Genomic DNA, 13,830 nt, shown 5'->3' with positions numbered 1-13,830 from the left:
ACAGGGAGAAACGGAAGAGGAAGAGACGGTTCGGGGAAAGCATGGCGCCATTATTGGCACGCCGGCGTTTCCCTCCCGCTGCCCCGGTCCGCCCCCGTCCGCCCCGGTCTCTTCCGTGCTTCAGGCCTGCGCCAGCTCCCTGCGCAGTTGCTTCGCAGCCGCCACCATGTTCGAAAGCGCCGCCTCCGTCTCGGGCCAGCCGCGAGTCTTGAGGCCGCAGTCGGGGTTGATCCACAGGTTGGCGGGCGGCACCACGTCGGCCGCCTTGCGCATCAGCCGCACGATTTCTTCGACCGAAGGCACGCGCGGCGAGTGGATGTCGTAAACGCCCGGGCCGATCTCGTTGGGGTAGCGGAAACCGCCCGCGTTGTTCTCGCCCCCGAAGCCGCGCAGCAGCTCCATGTCTGAGCGGCTGGTCTCGATGGTGATCACGTCGGCGTCCATGGCCGCGATCTCCGGCAGGATGTCGTTGAACTCCGAATAGCACATGTGCGTGTGGATCTGCGTCTCGTCGCGCACGCCCGAGGCGCTGATGCGGAAAGCGCGCGTGGCCGACTTCAGATAAGCCGGCCAGCCGGCGCGGCGCAGCGGCAGGCCTTCGCGAATGGCCGGCTCGTCGATCTGGATGATTCCGATGCCCGCACTCTCCAGATCGACCACCTCGTCACGGATCGCCCAGGCGATCTGCTCGCAGGTGGTGGCGCGCGGCTGGTCGTCGCGCACGAAGGACCACTGCAGGATGGTGACGGGGCCGGTCAGCATGCCCTTCATTGGCAGCTTCGTGAGGCTTTGCGCGTAGGCGGTCCATTCGACCGTCATAGGCGCGGGACGCGCCACGTCGCCGAAGATCACCGGCGGCTTGACGCAGCGCGAGCCGTACGACTGCACCCAGCCGTTGGCGGTGAAGGCGAAGCCGTCGAGCTGCTCGCCGAAGTACTCGACCATGTCGTTGCGCTCGGCCTCGCCATGCACCAGCACGTCGATGCCCAACTCCTCCTGCTTGCGCACGGCCAGTGCGATCTCGGCGCGCATCTTCTCGCGGTAGCCGGCCGCGTCGAGTTCGCCGCGCTTGAAGGCGGCGCGGGCGGCGCGGATGTCGGCGGTCTGCGGGAAGGAGCCGATGGTGGTGGTCGGCAGCGCGGGCAGCGCGAAACGCGTGCGCTGCACCAGCTGGCGCATTCCGAACGACGAGACGCGGCAGTCGTCGCCCGCCACGCTGCGCGCAAGGCGCAGGGCCACATCTGCACGATGCACGCGTGGGCTGGTGCGGCGAGCTTCCACCGCGGCGCGGGCCGCCGCGAGTTCGGACGCGACCGAGGCCTCGTCGCCATCGACGGCCGCACGCAGCACGCGCAGCTCGTCGAGCTTCTCGACGGCGAAGGCGAGCCACGATTTCAGTTCCGCATCGAGCTTCGTTTCCGCCGCAAGGCTGAAGGGCACATGCAGCAGCGAGCACGAAGGCGCGATCCACAGCTCGCCCTGGTGCTTCTCCGCCACCGGCCTGAGCCTGGCAAGCGCCGCATCGACGTCGGTGCGCCAGATGTTGCGGCCGTCGACCACGCCAACCGACAGCACCTTGTGCGCCGGCAGCCAGTCGGCCACGCCCGTGAGTTCCTGCGGGGAGCGCACCGCGTCGACGTGCAGGCCAGCCACCGGCAGCTGGCAGGCCAGGCGCAGGTTGTCCGACAGCGGCGAGAAATACGTGGCCAGCAGCAGCTTCGGCGCGCTGCGGGCGAGTTGCCAGTAGGCGCGCTCGAAGGCGTTGCGCCATGCGTCGGGCAGGTCGAGGCCGAGGATGGGCTCGTCGATCTGCACCCACTCCACGCCCTGCTGCTTCAGCCGCGTGAGCACCTGCTCGTACACCGGCAGCAGCGCATCGAGCAGCGAGAAGCGGTCGAAGCCGGCCGCCTTCTCCTTGCCGAGGTACAGGAAGCTCAGCGGCCCCAGCAGCACGGCCTTGACCGCATGGCCGGCCTGCTGCGCCTGCGCCACCTCGTCGAAGAGGCGCGTCGAGGCCAGCCTGAACTGCGTGCGCGCATCGAACTCGGGCACGAGGTAGTGGTAGTTGGTGTCGAACCACTTGGTCATCTCCAGCGCGAAGGTGCCTTCGCCGCCGTGCGCGCAGCCTTCGCCGTGCGCGTGGGCCGCTTCGCTCTCCACGCCGCGCGCCATCCTGAAGTAGCGCGAAAGTTCGCGCTCGTCGCCATGGAAGCCGAAGCGCGCCGGCTCGCAGCCGAGCAGCTGGATGTGGTTGGCCACATGGTCGTAGTAGGCGAAATCGCCCACCGTCACGAAGTCGAGCCCCGCATCGCGCTGGGCCTGCCAGTGGCGGGCGCGCAGCTGCTCGCCGACCGCTTCGAGCGCGGAACGGTCGATCTCGCCGCGCCAGTGCTTCTCGAGGGCGAACTTGAGTTCCCGGTGCGCGCCCATGCGCGGAAAGCCGAGGGTGTGGGTACGGGTGGTCATTTGCAGGTAATCCGGTCGCTGATCTTGGGAATCCGGGATGGTCGGCGTTTGCGACATATGATTCAAACGAAACCTTTTGCCCATTCGATTGAATATTTTTCATGCAGCCCGCCATGCAGCAATCGATCCTTGAAATACGCCACCTGCGCACGCTCATCGCGCTGCGCGACACCGGCAGCCTCGTGCGCGCCGCGCAGCTGCTCAACCTCACGCAATCGGCGCTGTCGCACCAGATCAAGCTGCTGGAAGACCGCTACGGCGCGCAGCTGTTCGAGCGCAAGTCGGTGCCGCCGCAGTTCAGCACCACCGGCCTGCGGCTGCTTCAGCTGGCCGACACCGCGCTGCCGCTCATCGAGGAAGCCGAGCGCGACGTGGCCCGGCTTGCGCTCGGGCGCAGCGGCCAGCTGCGCATCGTGGTCGAGTGCCACACCTGCTTCGACTGGCTCATGCCAGCCATGGACGCCTTCCGCCAGCGCTGGCCCGAGATCGAACTCGACATCGTCTCGGGCTTCCACCCCGACCCGATCGCGCTGGTGATGCAGAACCGCGCCGAGGTGGCCATCGTGTCCGAGCAGGACCCCGGCGAAACCGTGGACTACCACGCGCTGTTCCGCTTCGAGATCGTGGCACTGCTGGCCAACGAACACCCGCTCGTTGCCAAGGCCTACCTCACGGCGCGGCACTTCGCCGACCAGACGCTCATCACCTACCCGGTGCCCGACGATATGCTCGACATCGTGCGGCAGGTGCTCGGCCCCGCCGGCGTGGAGCCCGCGCACCGGCGCACCACCGAACTCACGGTCGCGATGCTGCAGCTGGTGGCCAGCGGGCGCGGCGTGGCGACGCTGCCACTGTGGGCGGTGCAGAACTACCTGGACCGCGGCTATGTCACCGCGCGCCGCGTGGGCAGCAAGGGGCTGACCGGCCGGCTCTACATGGCGTGCACACAGGGCACCTCGGCACAGCCCTGGCTCGCCGACTTCGTGCGCATCACGCGCGAGAGCTGCTTCAAGAGCCTGCCGGGCATCGAGCTGCTGTAGCTGGCGCGCGCCAGAATCTGCCGTACACCGAACAGAGGAAAAAGGAAGACCGCATGGCTCTGAAGAAGAAAGGCCGCTACTGGTACGGCGACGGCCCCGAAGACACGCAAGCCGAGATCCAGCGCTACAGCAAGGCCAACAAGTACCCTGCCACCCGCTTCGCCGCATCGGCATGCATCTGCGGCCATCGCGTGTTCGGTCTGGAAAGCGACGAGGAGACCGGCGCGGCCCGCCGCACCTGCACGGCCTGCGGCAATATGCACCTGATGGGCGACGCCGCCGAATACGCGGACGAAGCCGAGTTCGAAGGCCATGAATGCGTCTGCGGCGAGGAAAGCTTCGAGCTGCTGTCGGGCGTGGCGCTCTACACCGACAGCAACGACGTGCGCTGGTACTACCTCGGCTGCCGCTGCACCAGCTGCAGCCTCGTCGGCGTCTTCGCCGACTGGAAGTGCGAGGGCGGCGACGCCGGGGTCTTTCTCGCAGCGGCCTGAGCGCCGCAGTCGCCCATCGCCTCAGCGAGCCATGAACGGAGGGCCGCCACCTTCGGCCGTTCGTGGCTGGCCGGCGGATACACGAGGTGGTAGGCAAAGCCGTCGAGCAGCGCGGCCTTGAAGAGACGCACCAGCCTGCCCTCGGCCACATCGCTCGCCACCAGTGCAGCCGGCAGCAAGGCGACGCCCTGCCCGGTCTGCACAGCCCCCAGCAAAAGGCCAGCATCGTCGAAGGACGGTCCGCGCACCGGGCCCGTATCGGCCACGCCCTGCGCCGTGAACCACAGGCGCCAGCCCTTGCGCTGCGCGTCGTTCACGCGCGGCCAGCGCAGCAGATCGGCCGGCTTCGCGGGCTTGCCCAGCTCGGCCACCAGCGAAGGCGCAGCAACGGGAACAACCTCGACGGTCAGCACGCATTGGCTGACGAGCCCCGGGTAATGGCCCGTGCCGTGGCGAATGGCGACATCCACGCCGTCGCGCGAGAAATCGGCCAGCGCGTTGCTCGCCTGCACCTGCAGGTCGATGTCGGGATGTGCCTTCTGGAATGACTTGAGCCTCGGCACCAGCCACGCCGAGGCGAAAAACGGCGTGGTGCTCACGGTGAGCAGGCCGCTCTCGGCGGGCACGGCCAGCTTCTGCGTCGCATCGCTGATCTGCCTGAACGCATTGCGCACCGGCGGCAGGTAGGCCTGGCCCGCGTCGGTCAGAAAGATGCCCCGGTTGACGCGGCGGAACAGCTGCACGCCCAGGTGCAGCTCCAGCGCCTTGACGAGCTGGCTCACGGCGCCCGGCGTCACGCAGAGCTCGTCGGCCGCGTTCTTCACCGACAGATGGCGCGCGGTGGCCTCGAAGGCGCGCAGTGCGTTGAGCGGTGGGAGCTGGTGTTCCATCGTTTAGCCAGACTGATTCGAAAGAGGCAGAAATTCTGGTTTGTGCCGCAGATAGCAAAGAGGGAATATCGTCATCCGCGTGGCCAGAACGAGTCTCGCGAGCTTAGATATTTTGATCCGGACACCCGCATGAAGACCACACCTCCGAGCCAGCCTTCTTCCGCATCGCAGCAAGGCGCGGGCCTTTTCCGAGGCTGGCTGGTGGTCGCGGGCGCCTTTGCCGTGACCTTCGTGGGCTTCGGCTGCGCCTACACCTTCAGCGCCTTTCTCGAATCGCTGCAGAAGGACTTCGGCGCCTCGCGCGGGTCGGTGTCGCTGGTGTTCTCGCTGGCGGGCTTTCTCTACTTCGGCCTCGGCGTGCTCAGCGGGCCGCTGGCCGACCGCTGGGGTTCGCGGCGGCTGGCCGTGGCGGGCATGGTGCTGGTGGGGCTGGGGCTTGCGCTCGCAGGGCAGGCACGGAGCCTGACGCAGATCTACCTCGCCTATGGGCTGGGCGTGGGCCTGGGCGTCGGCGCTTCGTACGTGCCGGTGCTGGGCGCGGTGCAGCGCTGGTTCGTCCGGCGGCGCGGCTTCGCTTCGGGGCTGGCAGTGAGTGGCATCGGCGTGGGCACGCTGGTGATGCCGCCGCTGGCATCGCTATTCATCGAGACGCTGGGCTGGCGCAGCGCCTACCTGGCGCTGGGTGTGCTTGCGGTGGTGGTGGGCGTGGGCATGGCGCTGCTGATCGAGAACGACCCGCGCGACCGTGGCCTGGGGCCGGATGGCGATGCTCCCCAGCCTCAGGCCCAAACAGCCCGGCCCGAGGGCTTCACGGTGCGCGACGCCGTGCGCTCGCGGCGCTTCGCCGGCCTGTACGTAGCCTGCCTCATCAGCTCGTTCGGCCTGTTCGTGCCCTTCGTGCACCTGGTGCCCTATGCGCTGGACCACGGGGTGCCGAACGCGTCGGCGGTGCTGCTGCTGGGGGCCATCGGCGTGGGCAGCACGGCCGGGCGTTTCTTCCTGGGCGGGCTTGCCGACCGCATGGGGCGCGCGCAGACCATGCTGCTGATGTCCACCGGCATGGCGCTTTCGCTGCTGGTGTGGGCCTCATCGGACGGCTTCCGGGGGCTGGCGGTGTTCGCCTTCTTCTACGGCGCGTTCTACGGCGGCTTCGTCGCGCTGCTGCCGGCGCTGGTGATGGACTACTTCGGCGGGCGCAACATCAGCGCGATCATCGGCGTGCTCTACACCAGCGTGGCCTTCGGCACGCTGGTCGGTCCGGCCGCCGCGGGCTATGCCTTCGACATCAGCCGCAGCTACCTGCTGCCGATCTTGTTCAGCGTGGGAGCCAACCTGGTGGCGGCCGCCATCATGTGGACGATGTCGCGGATGGATGCCCGTGCAAAGCCGGCCACGGCCGGCGAACTGCGCTGTACAGTGGGGAAATGACACAACCGCAACCCGACGTTACCGTCAGCCCGCCTCCCGCCGCGGACGCGCAGCCCGAGCTCACCGAGACCCAGGCGTTCATGCGCGCCTGGGTTATGTTCGCGGTGCTGTTCGCTGTCGTGCTCGGCCTGCTGTGGCTGCTTCAGTCCCACTTCAGCTGAACCGGCAAGTGCGGGAGGCTCAGGAAGCCTTCTGCACCAGCTTCAGCACGCTCGAAAAATCGAGCGCGCCGTGGCCGGCGAGGCTGTGGGCCGCATACAGGCTGCGTGCCAGCCCGCCCAACGGCGTGGCCGCGCGCACGGCAGTGGCGTTCTCCTGAGCCAGCCCCAGGTCCTTGAGCATCAGGTCGGTGCCGAAGCCACCGGCATAGTTCTTCGAGGCGGGCGCGGTCTCCATCACGCCGGGCATCGGGTTGTACTTCTCCAGCGCCCAGTTGCCGCCCGAGCTGCGGCGCATGATTTCCGACAGCACCTTCGGATCGAGCCCGTTGGCCACGCCCAACGCCAGCGCTTCGGAAGTGCCGATCATCAGAATGCCCAACAGCATGTTGTTGCAGATCTTCGCGGTCTGCCCCGCTCCGGCCGCGCCGGCGTGGAAGATGTTCGCGCCCATCTTTTCGAGCACGGGGCGCGCACGCTCCAGATCCTGCGTCTCGCCGCCGACCATGAAGGTCAGCGTGCCTGCGATGGCGCCACCCGTGCCACCGGACACCGGCGCATCGATCATCGCGATGCCCTTGGCGGCAGCCGCTTCGGCGACCTTGCGCGAGGTGGCCGCCGCGATGGTGCTGCTGTCGATCACCAGCGAACCGGCGCGGATGCTCTCGAGCAGGCCGGGCTTGCCGGCACCGCCCAGGAACAGGCCCTCGACGTGCGCGCTGGCCGGCAGCATGCTGATGACGACCTCGGCATCGGCCACCGCCTCGTTGGCCGACTTGGCGATGGGCAGGCCATCCGCGCCGAACTTCGCGCAGGCCTCCTTAGAGAGGTCGAAGGCGGCGAGCGCGTGGCCGGCCTTGTGCAGGTTCATGGCCATCGGGCCGCCCATGTTGCCCAGGCCGATGAAAGCGATCTTCATTGCTTTGTCTCCAGGTTGTTTGAATACGGGTTCAGAACGCAGAAGTCGCGAAGGTTTCGCAGAGGTCGCAGAAGAAACACAAAAACAGGTTTCTCCTTCGCGACTTCTGCGTAGCTTTTGTCTTCCTTCTGCGTTCGGCTGTCCGATTTACTTCAGCGATGCCAGCTCCGCCGGCATCTCGCCGCGCGGACGCAGGTGGTCTTCGATGAAGGCGGGCGTGATCTCCTCGAGCGTGGCCGGGCTCCAGCGCGGATTGCGGTCCTTGTCGACCAGCACCGCGCGGATGCCTTCGGCGAAGTCCTTGTGCGCGCAGAAACCGAGTGAGGCCCAGTATTCGAGGCGGAACACCTCGGCCAGCGACATGCGCAGAACGCGCTGCCACAGCTCGAAGCTCAGCGCGGCCGAGCTGGGCGCGCCCTTGGCGAAGGTCTTGGCCGCGCTCTGCAGCCATGCGTCGTCGCTCTGCAGATCGCGCAGGCGCTTCGCGATGTCGAGCAGGTCGTCGCCCGCCATCAGCGCGTTGATGATGTCGTAGTGCTCGCGCACCTTCGATGCGGGCATCTCGGCGCCCTCGCCCGCCTTGGCGAGGATGCGCGACAGCGTGGCGCGGTCGGCCTTGTTCTCGCCGGTCCATTGGGTCGAGGCGATGGCTTCCAGCACTTCGCCCTTGCGCTCCTGCGGCACCAGCGCGTCGGCCAGCCCGCAGAAGATGGTGTCGGCCGCGTTGATGTTCGCGGCGGTGAGCGCCAGGAAGAGCCCTGTGCGGCCCGGCGTGCGGCGCAGGAACCAGCTGCCGCCCACGTCGGGGTACAGGCCGATGTTGATCTCGGGCATGGCGATGCGGCTTTGCAGCGTCATCACGCGGTGCGAGGCGCCGGCCAGCAGGCCCACGCCGCCGCCCATCACGATGCCGTGGCCCCAGCACAGGAAGGGCTTGGGGAAGGTGTGGATCAGGTAGTCGAGCTCGTACTCCTCGCGGAAGAAGTCTTCGGCGTAGGTGTTGCGCGCGGGGCCGCAGTCGAGCAGCGTCTGGTAGAGCTGGCGCAGGTCGCCGCCGGCGCAGAAGGCCTTGTCGCCCGTGGCCTGCAGCAGCACGCCGACGATGCCGGCATCACCGGCCCATTCGCGCAGCTTCGGGGTGAGCAGGCGCACCATGTCCACCGACAGCGCGTTGAGCGAAGCCGGTGCGTTGAGCGTGGCCACTGCGAAGCGCTGGTCGCCGGCGGTCTTGATTTCGTCGAAGAGAACTACTGAGTCAGTCATGTTTTGGGGTTGCTTGAATACGGGAACCGAACGCAGAGACCGCAAAGGTTTCGCAAAGGTCGCAGAAGGAATATCAATTTTCTTTTGTCTTTTCTGCGACCTTTGCGAAACCTTCGCGACTTCTGCGTTCTGAAGTTGGACTTCAGCGGATGTCGCTGTCCCCTTCCAGCAATTTTCGCGCAACGATCACGCGCATGATCTCGTTGGTGCCTTCGAGGATCTGGTGCACGCGCGCGTCGCGCACCAGGCGCTCCAGCGGGAACTCGCCCAGGTAGCCGTAGCCGCCGTGCAGCTGCAGCGCGTCGTTGCAGACGTTGAAGCCCGCGTCGGTCGCGAAGCGCTTGGCCATCGCGCAATAGGTGCTGGCGTCGGCATGGCCGGCGTCGAGCTTGGAGGCCGCGAGCCGAACCATCTGCCGCGCTGCGACCAGCTCGGTCGCCATGTCGGCCAGCTTGAACTGCAGCGCCTGGAAGCTCGCCAGCGGCTTGCCGAACTGCTGGCGCTCGTGCAGGTAGCGGCGCGCCGCGTCGAGCGCGCCCTGCGCCGCGCCCACCGAGCAGGTCGCGATGTTGATGCGCCCGCCGTCCAACCCCTTCATGGCGATGCGGAAACCCTCGCCTTCCTTGCCCAGCAGGTTCTGCGCGGGAATGCGAACGTTGTCGAAGCTGATGGTGCGCGTGGGCTGGCTGTTCCAGCCCATCTTGTGCTCCTTCTTGCCGTAGCTGATGCCCGGCGCGTCGGCCGGCACCGCGAAGGCCGAGATGCCACTGGCGCCAGCGCCGCCCGTGCGCGCCATCAGCACCAGCACGTCGGTCGAGCCCGCACCGGAGATGAAGGCCTTGCCGCCGTTGATGACGTACTCGGCGCCCTGCAGCTCCGCGCGCGTCTTGAGCGAGCCGGCGTCGGAGCCCGCGCCCGGCTCGGTCAGGCAGTAGGAGGCCAGCTTGCGCCCGCTCGTCAGGTCCTCGCCCCACTGCTGCGCCACCGCGTCGGTCGCCCAGGTGCCGAGCATCCACGTCGCCATGTTGTGGATGGTGATGAAGGCGGTGGTCGAGGGGTCGACCGCGGCCATCTCCTCGAACACCAGCGCGGAATCGAGCCGCGGCAGGCCAAGGCCGCCGATGCGCTCGGGCGCATACAGCCCGCAGAAGCCCAGCTCGCCGGCCTTGGCGATGGCCTCTTTCGGAAAGATGGCTTCCGCGTCCCACTGCGCCGCATGCGGTGCGAACTCGGCCTGTGCAAAGTCGCGCGCCGTCTCGGCGAAGGCGCGCTGCTCCTCGGAAAGTTCGAAGTCCATCCGCCGGGCTTCTTCTTACTTGAGGCTGATCGTGGTGTTGACGCCGTGCGAAACAGTGCTGTCGTCGAACCAGCGAGCCGTCACCGTCTTGGTCTGCGTGTAGAACAGCACCACCTGCTTGCCGTAAGGGCCCAGGTCGCCGAGCTTCGACGCGCGCGAGCCGGTGAACGAGAACATCGGGACCGGCACCGGGATCGGCACGTTGATGCCCACCTGGCCCACGTCGATGTCTTCCTGGAAGCGGCGCGCCGCGGCACCCGACTGCGTGAAGATCGCGGTGCCGTTGCCGTTCGGATTGCTGTTGATCAGGTCGATGGCCTCGTCGATGTTCTCGGCGTCGGCGATGCACAGCACGGGGCCGAAGATTTCCTGGTCGTAGATGGTCATGCCGGGCTTCACGCCGGTGAAGATCGTCGGGCCGACGAAGTTGCCCTTCTCGTAGCCGGGCACGGTGGGCTTGCGGCCGTCGAGCACCAGCTTGGCGCCGCCGGCTTCGCCGCGTTCGATGAGGCCGTTCACGCGGTCATACGCGGCGCACGACACCAGCGGGCCCACGTCCACGCCCTTCTCGGTACCGGCGCCGATCTTCAGCGTCTTCGCCTTCTCGATCAGCTCGGGCACCCAGTTGCGCGCCTCGCCCACCAGCACCGCCACCGACACCGCCATGCAGCGCTGGCCCGCGGCGCCGAAACTGGCGCCGGCCAGTGCGTTGAGCGTCTGCTCCTTGTTGGCGTCGGGCATCACGATGGCGTGGTTCTTCGCACCCATCATGCATTGCACACGCTTGCCGGCCAGCGTGGCGCGGTTGTAGACGTGCGTGCCGACCTTGGTGGAGCCCACGAAGCTGATCGCCTTGATGTCCTTGTGGTCGCAGATGCCGTTGACGATGGCTTCACCGCCATGCACCACGTTCAGCACGCCGGGCGGAACACCGGCTTCGAGCGCCAGTTCGCACAGGCGCATGGTGACCATCGGGTCCTGCTCGGAGGGTTTCAGCACGAAGGTGTTGCCGGTGACGATGGCCATCGGGAACATCCACAGCGGGATCATGGCCGGGAAGTTGAACGGCGTGATGCCGGCGCACACGCCCAGCGGCTGCAGCAGCGTGTAGGTGTCGACGCCGTTGGCCACGTTGTTGGCCAGTTCGCCCAGCTGCAGGTTGCCGATGTTCGATGCGTGCTCGACCACTTCGAGGCCGCGGAACACATCGCCTTCCGCGTCGGGCAGCGTCTTGCCCTGCTCGGCCGTGAGGATCGCGGCGAGTTCGCCCATGTTCTCGCGGATGAGCTGCTGCAGCTTGAAGAAGATGCGCGCGCGGGCGCCGATGGGCGTCTTGCGCCAGGTCTTGAAGGCCTCCTTGGCGGAAGCGACGGCGGCGTCGAGCTCCGCCTGCGTGGCGAAGGGCACGCGCGCCAGCACTTCCTGCGTGGCGGGGTTGACGACGTCGCGCCATTCGGTGGTCTTCGATTCGACCAGCTTACCGCCGATCAGCAGCTTGACGGTGGCGACCTGGGTCGAGGGCGTGGTGGTGGCGTCCATGGGGTTTGTCTCCTGTGAATCCTGTGAAAGCGGCGCCGGACGGGCCGGGGCGGTGACGCATCCTAGCTTTGCAGATTTGCCATGACAATAGACAAAATTGCGCGGCGACTTTGCAAAAATGCAGAGCCTTCCATTCGAGACCACCCGAGGCACGAAAGCACATGGACTGGGACAACCTGCGGTACTTCCTGGAGCTGGCCCGCTCGGGCACGCTGATGAGCGCGGCGCGGCGGCTGGAGGTCGACCACACCACGGTGGCGCGCCGGATCCAGGCGCTCGAAAAGGAAGTCGGGGCGCCACTGTTCTCGCGCGAATCGGGCGGCCACCGGCTCACCGAGGCGGGCCGCAGGCTGCAGCCGCAGGTCGAGGCGATGGAGAGTGCGTTCCAGGCTGTGGAAAGCACCGCTCCGGCCTCGCAGGAAGGCCTTTCGGGGCTGGTGCGCATCGGCGCCACCGAGGGCTTCGGCACGGTGGTGCTGGCGCCGCAGCTAGCGTCGTTCGCGGTGCGGCACCCGAAGCTCACCATCGACTTGCTGGCCATGCCGCGCCTCGTGCACCTGTCGCGGCGCGAGGCCGACATCGTGATCTCGCTCGAACGCCCGGCGCGCGGGCCGGTGGTGGTCGCCAAGCTCACCGACTACACGCTGCGTCTGTACGCGTCGAAGCAGTACCTGTCGGCGCACAAGCCCATCCGCACGCGTGAGGACCTGCGCGGCCACACTTTCATCAGCTACGTGGACGACCTGCTCTTCAGCAAGGAGCTGCAGTACCTCGACGAACTGCACCGCCCCGACGCCTTCGCGCTGCGCAGCACCAGCGTGCTCGCGCAGCACAGCGCGGTGGCGGCGGGCGCGGGCATCGCGGTGCTGCCGGCCTTCATCGCCGAACACGACACCGCGCTGCGCCCCGTGCTGCCGGGGCAGGCGAACTTCACGCGCACCTTCTGGATGTCGATGCCGGCGGAGACCAAGCACCTCGCGCGCATGCAGGCGGTGTGGAACTTCCTGCGCGAGACGGTGCAGGAGCAGCAGCCGCTGTTGCTCCTGCAGCCGCCCGGCGAAGAAAATGGCGCAAGCGGCCCGCCGCAGCGCCCGGCCCGCCCGCGCAAGCCACCACCCCCCTAACGAGCAACGCAATCCCCTACACGGAGCCTGGAGACACGCCCATGCCACGCCACCGCCCCGCCCGCCTCGAACACATCGCCGGCATCGGCGTCGACCGCATGGGCGCGATCGCCGACGACGCCGACGGCCCCTCCTTCCTGCGGCTGGAGAACCTCGACGTCGACATCCCGCCCGACCCCGAGGCCGTCGCGCGCACCGTGCACGCGGCATCGTTCGACCCCGACAACAGCTACCTGCCTTTCATCGGCCAGTCGCGCCTGCGCGACGTGGCGGCGCGGCATGTGTCGGCGCTCTCGGGCGTGGAATACAGCGGCGCGCGCAACTGCGTGATCTCGGCCGGCGGCCTCTCGGGCATCCTCAATGCGCTGCTCGCCACCGTCGAGGTCGGCGACGAGGTGCTGGTGACCGACCCGACCTACGCGGGCCTGCTCAATCGCATCCGCCTCGCGGGCGGCACGCCGAAATACGTGCCCTTCAGGTTCACGCCCGGCGGCGAATGGAAGCTCGACCGCGAGGCGCTGCAAGCCGCCATCGGCCCGCGCGTGCGCACCATGCTGCTGATGTCGCCCTCGATGCCCACAGGCGGCTGCTTCGACGAGGAAGACTGGCGCGCCATCGCCGCGCTGTGCGTGCGGCACGACCTCACGCTCATCCTCGACACCGCGATGGAGCGCCTGCTGTACGACGGCCGCAAGGTCATCCACCCGGCTGGCCTGCCCGGCATGGCCGAACGCACCATCACGGTGGGCTCATCCGCCAAAGAGTTGCGCATGATCGGCTGGCGCGTCGGCTGGACCGTGGCGCCCGAGAGCTACATGCCCGACCTCGTGGCCGTGTCGCTCGCCAACGTGGTGGTGCCGGTGGGCATCGCGCAGGACGCGGTGGCGACTGCGCTGGAGCAATCGGCGCACACGCTCGCTCCCTACGTCGCCGAACTGGAGCGACGGCGCGACACCGTGCTCGACGAGCTCAAGGGCCTGCCGGTGGGCGTACCCGGCGGCGGCTGGTCGCTGCTGCTGCGCACCAGCGACTTCGGCATCGACGGGCAGACGCTGTCGGAACGCCTGCTGGCGCACCGCGTCTGCGCCACCGCGATGAAGGGCTGGGGAGAGACGCACAGTGCGCAGTACCTGCGCTTCGTGTTTTCCAACGAGCCGGTGGAGCGGCTGCGGGGGTTGGGGGACAAGGTGCGGGCGGCGCTGGGGGCCTGAC

The 13,830-nt window shown here is 67.9% G+C and carries 11 protein-coding genes and 1 pseudogene; 6 read left to right on the top strand and 6 right to left on the bottom strand.

Annotation, left to right across the window (positions count from 1 at the left end):
• Positions 1 to 123: 123 nt before the first annotated feature.
• Positions 124 to 2,466 (bottom strand): annotated as a pseudogene (metE, locus tag ACAM57_RS12020) (5-methyltetrahydropteroyltriglutamate--homocysteine S-methyltransferase); the annotation flags it as partial.
• A gap of 113 nt (positions 2,467 to 2,579) precedes the next feature.
• On the opposite strand from metE, the gene ACAM57_RS12015 reads away from it, so the two are divergent.
• A complete protein-coding gene (locus ACAM57_RS12015) occupies positions 2,580 to 3,506 on the top strand; it encodes a LysR family transcriptional regulator (protein WP_126021969.1) in 927 nt (308 codons plus the stop codon).
• Positions 3,507 to 3,559: 53 nt separating this feature from the next.
• A complete protein-coding gene (locus ACAM57_RS12010) occupies positions 3,560 to 4,000 on the top strand; it encodes a hypothetical protein (RefSeq protein ID WP_369661795.1) in 441 nt (146 codons plus the stop codon).
• On the opposite strand, the gene gcvA is transcribed toward ACAM57_RS12010, so the two are convergent.
• Positions 3,901 to 4,890 carry a transcriptional regulator GcvA gene (gene gcvA, locus ACAM57_RS12005; RefSeq protein ID WP_369661794.1) on the bottom strand — a complete coding sequence of 330 codons (990 nt, stop codon included), beginning with the start codon at positions 4,888 to 4,890 and terminating at the stop codon, positions 3,901 to 3,903. The genes ACAM57_RS12010 and gcvA overlap by 100 nt on opposite strands.
• A gap of 129 nt (positions 4,891 to 5,019) precedes the next feature.
• Between gcvA and ACAM57_RS12000 the strand changes: the two genes are divergently transcribed.
• Positions 5,020 to 6,318: an MFS transporter gene (locus ACAM57_RS12000; protein WP_369661793.1), complete on the top strand. Its 1,299-nt coding sequence runs from the start codon at positions 5,020 to 5,022 to the stop codon at positions 6,316 to 6,318.
• Positions 6,315 to 6,479: a hypothetical protein gene (locus ACAM57_RS11995; RefSeq protein ID WP_184636983.1), complete on the top strand. Its 165-nt coding sequence runs from the start codon at positions 6,315 to 6,317 to the stop codon at positions 6,477 to 6,479. Before ACAM57_RS12000 ends, ACAM57_RS11995 begins: the two co-directional genes overlap by 4 nt.
• Positions 6,480 to 6,498: 19 nt before the next feature.
• Here ACAM57_RS11995 and mmsB read toward each other — a convergent pair whose 3' ends face one another.
• The 4 genes from mmsB to ACAM57_RS11975 all read right to left on the bottom strand — a co-directional run bounded on the left by mmsB (position 6,499) and on the right by ACAM57_RS11975 (position 11,494).
• Entirely contained in the window at positions 6,499 to 7,395 is an 897-nt protein-coding gene (mmsB, locus tag ACAM57_RS11990) for a 3-hydroxyisobutyrate dehydrogenase (protein ID WP_369661792.1), read from the bottom strand.
• Between the two features lie 147 nt (positions 7,396 to 7,542).
• Positions 7,543 to 8,658, bottom strand: a complete 1,116-nt coding sequence (locus ACAM57_RS11985; protein WP_369661791.1) for an enoyl-CoA hydratase/isomerase family protein — start codon at positions 8,656 to 8,658, stop codon at positions 7,543 to 7,545.
• A gap of 142 nt (positions 8,659 to 8,800) precedes the next feature.
• Positions 8,801 to 9,955, bottom strand: coding sequence for an acyl-CoA dehydrogenase family protein (locus tag ACAM57_RS11980; protein ID WP_369661790.1), 1,155 nt, complete (start codon positions 9,953 to 9,955; stop codon positions 8,801 to 8,803).
• Between the two features lie 15 nt (positions 9,956 to 9,970).
• Positions 9,971 to 11,494 carry a CoA-acylating methylmalonate-semialdehyde dehydrogenase gene (locus ACAM57_RS11975; RefSeq protein WP_369661789.1) on the bottom strand — a complete coding sequence of 508 codons (1,524 nt, stop codon included), beginning with the start codon at positions 11,492 to 11,494 and terminating at the stop codon, positions 9,971 to 9,973.
• Between the two features lie 161 nt (positions 11,495 to 11,655).
• Here ACAM57_RS11975 and ACAM57_RS11970 point away from each other — a divergent pair, with 161 nt between their 5' ends.
• On the top strand, positions 11,656 to 12,618 hold the full coding sequence (locus tag ACAM57_RS11970) for a LysR family transcriptional regulator (RefSeq protein WP_369661788.1): 963 nt from the start codon (positions 11,656 to 11,658) through the stop codon (positions 12,616 to 12,618).
• A 41-nt stretch (positions 12,619 to 12,659) separates the two neighbouring features.
• On the top strand, positions 12,660 to 13,829 hold the full coding sequence (locus ACAM57_RS11965) for a pyridoxal phosphate-dependent aminotransferase (protein ID WP_369661787.1): 1,170 nt from the start codon (positions 12,660 to 12,662) through the stop codon (positions 13,827 to 13,829).
• Position 13,830: the final 1 nt, after the last annotated feature.

The organism is Variovorax sp. V15, assembly GCF_041154425.1.
GTDB lineage: Bacteria > Pseudomonadota > Gammaproteobacteria > Burkholderiales > Burkholderiaceae_C > Variovorax > Variovorax guangxiensis.
Note: the sequence above shows the minus strand (reverse complement) of the source record. Positions and strands in the feature narration are given on the sequence as shown.

Excerpts from the sequence above, each read along its gene's own strand:
- ACAM57_RS12015 (WP_126021969.1), top strand. The coding sequence starts at position 2,580 with ATGCAGCAATCGATCCTTGAAATACGCCACCTGCGCACGCTCATCGCG.
- ACAM57_RS12010 (WP_369661795.1), top strand. The coding sequence starts at position 3,560 with ATGGCTCTGAAGAAGAAAGGCCGCTACTGGTACGGCGACGGCCCCGAA.
- gcvA (WP_369661794.1), bottom strand. The coding sequence starts at position 4,890 with ATGGAACACCAGCTCCCACCGCTCAACGCACTGCGCGCCTTCGAGGCC.
- ACAM57_RS12000 (WP_369661793.1), top strand. The coding sequence starts at position 5,020 with ATGAAGACCACACCTCCGAGCCAGCCTTCTTCCGCATCGCAGCAAGGC.
- ACAM57_RS11995 (WP_184636983.1), top strand. The coding sequence starts at position 6,315 with ATGACACAACCGCAACCCGACGTTACCGTCAGCCCGCCTCCCGCCGCG.
- mmsB (WP_369661792.1), bottom strand. The coding sequence starts at position 7,395 with ATGAAGATCGCTTTCATCGGCCTGGGCAACATGGGCGGCCCGATGGCC.
- ACAM57_RS11985 (WP_369661791.1), bottom strand. The coding sequence starts at position 8,658 with ATGACTGACTCAGTAGTTCTCTTCGACGAAATCAAGACCGCCGGCGAC.
- ACAM57_RS11980 (WP_369661790.1), bottom strand. The coding sequence starts at position 9,955 with ATGGACTTCGAACTTTCCGAGGAGCAGCGCGCCTTCGCCGAGACGGCG.
- ACAM57_RS11975 (WP_369661789.1), bottom strand. The coding sequence starts at position 11,494 with ATGGACGCCACCACCACGCCCTCGACCCAGGTCGCCACCGTCAAGCTG.
- ACAM57_RS11970 (WP_369661788.1), top strand. The coding sequence starts at position 11,656 with ATGGACTGGGACAACCTGCGGTACTTCCTGGAGCTGGCCCGCTCGGGC.
- ACAM57_RS11965 (WP_369661787.1), top strand. The coding sequence starts at position 12,660 with ATGCCACGCCACCGCCCCGCCCGCCTCGAACACATCGCCGGCATCGGC.